General features: G+C 34.8%; 8 protein-coding genes. 1 reads left to right on the top strand and 7 read right to left on the bottom strand.

All coding sequences use genetic code 11. From position 1 onward, the window contains the following. Positions 1-145: 145 nt before the first annotated feature. Positions 146-457, bottom strand: coding sequence for a hypothetical protein (locus G8761_RS26445; protein WP_166030915.1), 312 nt, complete (start codon positions 455-457; stop codon positions 146-148). Positions 458-671: 214 nt separating this feature from the next. Between G8761_RS26445 and G8761_RS26440 the strand changes: the two genes are divergently transcribed. Beyond that, positions 672-941, top strand: coding sequence for a hypothetical protein (locus G8761_RS26440; RefSeq protein ID WP_166030914.1), 270 nt, complete (start codon positions 672-674; stop codon positions 939-941). Positions 942-1,397: 456 nt separating this feature from the next. On the opposite strand, the gene G8761_RS26435 is transcribed toward G8761_RS26440, so the two are convergent. The 6 genes from G8761_RS26435 to G8761_RS28240 form a co-directional block, all read right to left on the bottom strand. Then, entirely contained in the window at positions 1,398-1,796 is a 399-nt protein-coding gene (locus G8761_RS26435) for a hypothetical protein (RefSeq protein WP_166030913.1), read from the bottom strand. A 250-nt stretch (positions 1,797-2,046) separates the two neighbouring features. Next, on the bottom strand, positions 2,047-2,550 hold the full coding sequence (locus G8761_RS26430) for a DinB family protein (RefSeq protein WP_166030912.1): 504 nt from the start codon (positions 2,548-2,550) through the stop codon (positions 2,047-2,049). 265 nt (positions 2,551-2,815) lie between these two features. Beyond that, on the bottom strand, positions 2,816-3,214 hold the full coding sequence (locus G8761_RS26425) for a VOC family protein (RefSeq protein ID WP_166030911.1): 399 nt from the start codon (positions 3,212-3,214) through the stop codon (positions 2,816-2,818). Between the two features lie 382 nt (positions 3,215-3,596). Further along, positions 3,597-3,881 carry a hypothetical protein gene (locus G8761_RS27540; RefSeq protein ID WP_243450168.1) on the bottom strand — a complete coding sequence of 95 codons (285 nt, stop codon included), beginning with the start codon at positions 3,879-3,881 and terminating at the stop codon, positions 3,597-3,599. Positions 3,882-4,443: 562 nt separating this feature from the next. Then, positions 4,444-5,130 carry a gamma carbonic anhydrase family protein gene (locus tag G8761_RS26415; RefSeq protein WP_166030910.1) on the bottom strand — a complete coding sequence of 229 codons (687 nt, stop codon included), beginning with the start codon at positions 5,128-5,130 and terminating at the stop codon, positions 4,444-4,446. Positions 5,131-5,393: 263 nt separating this feature from the next. Next, positions 5,394-5,588, bottom strand: a complete 195-nt coding sequence (locus G8761_RS28240; RefSeq protein ID WP_420800293.1) for a DUF6980 family protein — start codon at positions 5,586-5,588, stop codon at positions 5,394-5,396. Positions 5,589-5,796: the final 208 nt, after the last annotated feature.

Genomic DNA, 5,796 nt, shown 5'->3' with positions numbered 1-5,796 from the left:
GTCGTGTCTTACTCATATCTTACTGAGGAGCTCTATTTTTTTCAAAGATGAAAAATAACGCTCTACAGGAATGCTAAACTGTCCTTTAGCTAAATAAGAAAAGCCACCTGTGCGGCAGCTTGTAGAGACTTGGTGTGTTCATTAATTATTTTAGAGTTGTTACTTGTTGTAAATCGCTTACCTTTAAAGTAGGGAATAAATCTTTTTCTTCAAAAGAAATTGTGCCTACATCTTTTCCATACTCATTAGTAAGAAAACTTCCATATAATCGGTAAACTTCTCTATACATGCTCTCAAGGTTTTTAGCTACAATGACAACCTGGAGTATTTCCCCGTTCCTTTCTAGTTTAACAATATACCTCTTTCTTAGTTGTTTTTTACTCACTATGTTGCCCCTCTCGGCAGAAGTTTTAAAGATATTTACCCCTGTCCCTCCAAAGAATAAACTTCTTTGCATTAACCTAACCTGCCACGTAGCACAAGAAAAGGCTGTCTCAACGTTTTAATAAGATTCTTCATGATAAAAGGTTGAATCCTATAAGCTCATTGAAAAATGAAATTAGGAAACATAGACGTCCTAATCATTATTCTTAAGGCTCCACGCTTGTCCATTTCAAGCAAATTATTTTTCTCATATATTGCTAGTAACTCAACATAAGGAGGTGATTCTTATGGATGAAAGAGTCAGAGAAAGGCTAAGGGCAATTCAAGAAGTTATTCAAAAGCAACTTCTAACTCAGTTACAGACTCAACGCGTAATCCAATCGCAGAAACAGCGGCAGAAGCAATTTCAAGCTCAGTTGCAAGCACAACTACAAGCTCAGCTTCAACGTCAAAATCAAGCACAGGCACAAAATGACACTGACACTGTTACTTTAAAAAATATTGGAAATCCAATCGTTATTGTGAATTGTAATGATGACAAAAAAAACAAAAGGTGATATCAACCTTTTAACAGTTGTCTAACATTAACCCTCAAAGGAAGCTCTACCAGTTGTTGCTTCCTTTACTCTGTAAATCAGTAGGAGCCAAAAATATTTTATATCGTAGCCCAATCACTAGTATTCATTCCTTATATAATGGATTAAGCTATTAATTAAAGCCTTCAACCAACCAGTACTTCTATGATTGGAACCTTCAGGGGTTCCTTTTTTTCATGCTGATTAAATAAAGTCCTTATTCGGTATACTCTCACAAAGAGCAAAGCAGTCACCTTCATATCAAGTACTCCCTCATTTGACCTTTGCTCTTTCTTGCACAGTAGGGGTCTACTGTGATTTTAACTGTGTTTTCTTATTGAACTAACCTGACCGTTTGTTGAATAAGAAAAAGACCGCCGCAGCGATCATCATCCTAAACAAAAGCCCCCTTTAGTTGAATAAGGGTATCTTCATATTTCAAGGAATCTCTTTGTGTTTACCTCTTCCTGTCCTTCCTTGATGGTAGCCGAGAACGTAACAAACAAGTCCTAAGAAACAAAAAACAACATCCTCAGAAACACCTATCTCTCCAACAAACAAACAAATACAAAAAATGATTACAATAACAATTATCGAAATAAAGGTAATTTTATTTTTTTCTCTGTTGGACTCCTTGTGTTTACCTCTTCTTTTCCTTCCGTGACGGTAGCCTATAAAGCCGAGAACCAGTGCTAAAATACCAAAAACATCCTCAGAAATGCCTATCTCTCTAAGCAATAAACATATACAAATAATGATTACAACAACAATAATTGATATAACAGTCATTATTTTGCTTTCTCTAATAGATTTTTTTTTATTTTTTCGTTTCGCCACACTCCTTCACCCCTCTCCTGAAGTATACGAGTGTATAGAATAAATAACCCTTTTATTAGGAAAATTTCTTTGTTTCTAGATATAACTAACCTGCCCCGTTAGCATAATAGGAAAACGGGATCGCCGCAGCCATCCCGTCTTTAACATAAGCACCCGATAGTTTAAGGGAAATTCTTCACAATTTTTCTTTAACAAAAAAAGGCTGCTGCTGCAACTCTAATTCTAAACTATGCTCCCTTTTCCTATATTATTAAAGTGGTGGATTGCCCATTCCTAAAGGAATCCAATCCTCTTTCGGTGGTCCGTATACCCCGAATGGTTTTAATCCTGCTTGTCGGATAAGAATGGTAGCTTGTCCACGATGATGAACAATATGTTTAATTAAGCCCATCAGAATTGAAGCATTTGTTTCTTCTTTTCCGAACGCAATTTGAATTTGTTTCAAAGAATCATCTGTCCATTGTTGTTTAATAGCCTCTGCTGCTTGAGCACTTACCTTTTTGAAAGTTTCAGCGATTTCTTTTGCTGTTGTCGGAACATTTTCAGCATTTTCAACCTTATCCATTTTAACACCAAATTTGTTTAAATAATTTGGAACGTTTGTGGTGAAATGCCACAAAATTCTACCTAAAGTACGTCCTTCAGGATAAACTTGTTGTTTTAATGAATCATCTGTCAAGCCATCCAAAACTTTTTGAGATAATGCCGCTTCTTTATTCCATTCTTTAATAAAGTCTGAAATTGTTACGTACATAAATTACTCCTCCATTTTCATATAGAATTGATATGTATTTTTCAAAATCTATTATAAAACATTTGTTCGTATATTTAAATCTAATCTGCCCGGTAGTGGAAGAATAAAAAAGCCTTGCTCGTTCTTGAAGCAAAGCACCCGTTTGTTTAAGTACACACAAAGTCAAAAATATAAAGATTTAAGATAAAGTTAGGTATTACCCTTTTTGAAGTAATACCCCTTTACCTAATGTAGTTTTTTTATTTACTAATTTCCCCTAAAACATTTACAAAGGAAGATTTAGTTGCCACGAAACCCCGAAGCGGTCATTTACCCAACCAAACTTTTTACTGAAACCATAATTGTTTAAAGGCATAAGTGCTTGTCCACCTTCATTAAGTTTTTCATAAAACTTATCAAGTTCTTCTTCAGTATTACAAGTAACAAAGATTGAGAAAGAAGGTGTAAAGGAGAATTGATGTTTTATATAACTGTCAATACACATAAATTCTTGCCCTTTCAAGGTAAAAGTAGCCTGCATTACGGTGCCTTCAGGTCCAGCTTCATTAGCCCCATATCTAACAATGTTTGTAATTTGAGAATCCTCAAAGATGGATGTATAAAAATTCATCGCTTCTTCTGCGATGCCATCTTGAAACATTAAAAATGGTGTTACCTTTTCCATTTTTATCCGCCTCCTAATTTTATGTAATATATTTATTATAGTTGATTTTCTTGTTGAACTAAACCGCCCGTTAGCACAATAAAAAAACAGGATAGCCGCAGCCATCCCATTTTTAACATAAGCCCCTTTAGCCATCCATGAAGCGCAAAATCAGCGCTTCACCACAGAAAATGAAAATAGGTAGGAAGTATCAATACTGATACAGACCTTAATCCAGTCTACCCCTCTTCATAGACTTATTAATTAACGCTCTCCTCTTTTTTTTATCGATTGAGCAGGGTCTTCTTAAGTATTGTCATTTTTCCAATCTTAAAGAAACTTATTTTCATGGTAGTTTAAGTGCATTTCTTCACAATCTTTACTGTAAATATCATTTCATACTTTATTTTGTCTTGAAGAAATCCCCACCCTTTTGTTTTTCATCTTCGGTTCCCCAATATATTTTTTTGTTCATTTGTTTTAGTCTTGGGATATGTTTTGAACAGTGAATAGAAGCTTCATCAACTTTGACCATAACCCAACGTTCAGGTTTGTTTCCATCGTTTCCTTCGATATCATTCATTATTTCTTCAGGAATATTAAATGAGCTTAATTGTCTATTTTCTATAATAGAAGCTTTACCATTTACATGTAACCCAATGTTATTCTCAAAAAAATCTATAAACATTAGTCATATATGTGGATTTTCAATGATGTTACCTAAACTTGCCATAACACCATTCCCTTTATATTCAGGATAGATTATTGTTTTATCATCAATTACCCGTACAAAAGCTAATGAGCCAGCCCTAAAAGAGGAGTCACTGTTTCCACTAGAATCAGCTGTTGCTATGAACATCATACCTTGCTTCGATATAAACTCTGTCATTGTATTGTTTAGGTAGTTAAGCATTTGATTTTTATAAAAGAGGATGCTCTCTTGGTGGTTCCATATTGTTCTTGCAGTAAATGTTCACCTCTTGACATTTTTCTACATCCCTTTCAATGATTTTCTATTATTTTAACACATAGATTTAGCGAAATTTAGGTATTGTTAAATTTTAAAGTATTGTTCTTATTAAAGTAAAATGCCCGTTACTTTAAGTACATTTCTTCACAATCACATATGCTATTTACATTTTTCAACGAATCCTACCTCGTTACAATAAAAAAGCTGCCACGATGACAGCTTCTAATTTCTATTAAGAGCCCTCTAAAAAAAGGCCTCGGACCAGCATACATTTTAAAAATTAATGTTCGTCATAGGCTAGTCCACAAGAACAACGATTTTTCCCTAATAACAGGTGATAAGATGCGGGGAATTCCTGATTGACTCGTTGAACTGCATGAGCAAATTCCTTGCTATCCGTTGGTACGGGCGCAAGTGCATCTGCTTTTTCTTGAGAATCAATATTTGCTCCAGGAGGGACGAATCTATTCGGTGGAATTTCAACGCCATTTGTTACTACTGCATTATAAGAAATAAATACGCCTTTCCCTACAATTGCATTATAAACAATGGAGTTAAAACCAACAAATACCTTGTCACCAATGAAACAAGGACCATGGACAAGGGCACCATGAGCAAGGCTCACTTCTCTTCCAATAAATATGGAATACCCTTTTCCATCAACAGAAATCCTTCTATTCACTAAACCATGTAAAATGACTCCGTCCTGAAGATTTGTATTAGAACCAATATAAAAAGGTGTTCCTTCATCTGCACGTATACTTACATTAGGAGCTACATAAACATTGCGCCTAATGGTAACATCTCCTATGACACTGGAAAATGGGCTAATAAATGCTGTTTTATCAATTTTAGGATAACGTGGAACGGGATTAAAGGTAGTAAGAGGATTTGGACTAATAAAAGGTTTAAAACAGCAGTGTGAATGATCAGATTTAGATGACTTTGATCTACTTTTTTCTCCCAAGTAAATCACCTCCTTTCCAATCTATTGATGCCATGAATTATAGTATGCAAACAGACTGAGTTTGGAATGGACAATACTTTTAAAAAAATGATATTAGGTAGCGTTCCGTATACATGCACCAGAACTGCACCACAAAGAATAGAATTTATTAGTTTTGTTCTTCCACTAATCTGCCCCTTTAGCTTAATAAGAAAAAAGATGCTGCCCCAGCAGCACTCATACTCAACATAAGCCCGGTTAGTTGAACAGAAAGTATTTAACTTTCAAAGTTCCGAACCACACCAAGGACAAAAATCAATGCTTATACACGACGTTCCACCATCATGTATTATCAGCCCGTAGTCATCATTTCGTTTATCAAAAATGATTATTTTGTCAGGACATTCAAACGGATTCTCATGTATTTCACACTCGAAATTTGCATGATATGCCATATCCTCACAACAATGTTTTTTCATAATTTCATTTCTCCTTATTTAGTTAAAGCCCCCGTTAGAAAAGGTGCATCCCAATTTTTAGTGGAATACACCTTTTAGCTTAATAATGCAATTTATCTTATTCTTTTAAAGTTAGCCCCAATTCTTTACCCGCTTGCAAAATATTTTGGCGATTAGTATCAACCATTTTTGAAGCTTGTGTTTTATCTTTCTTATTAATAGCCTCTTC

The sequence above is a fragment of the Neobacillus terrae genome, from assembly GCF_011393025.1.
GTDB lineage: Bacteria > Bacillota > Bacilli > Bacillales > Cytobacillaceae > Neobacillus_A > Neobacillus_A terrae.
Note: the sequence above shows the minus strand (reverse complement) of the source record. Positions and strands in the feature narration are given on the sequence as shown.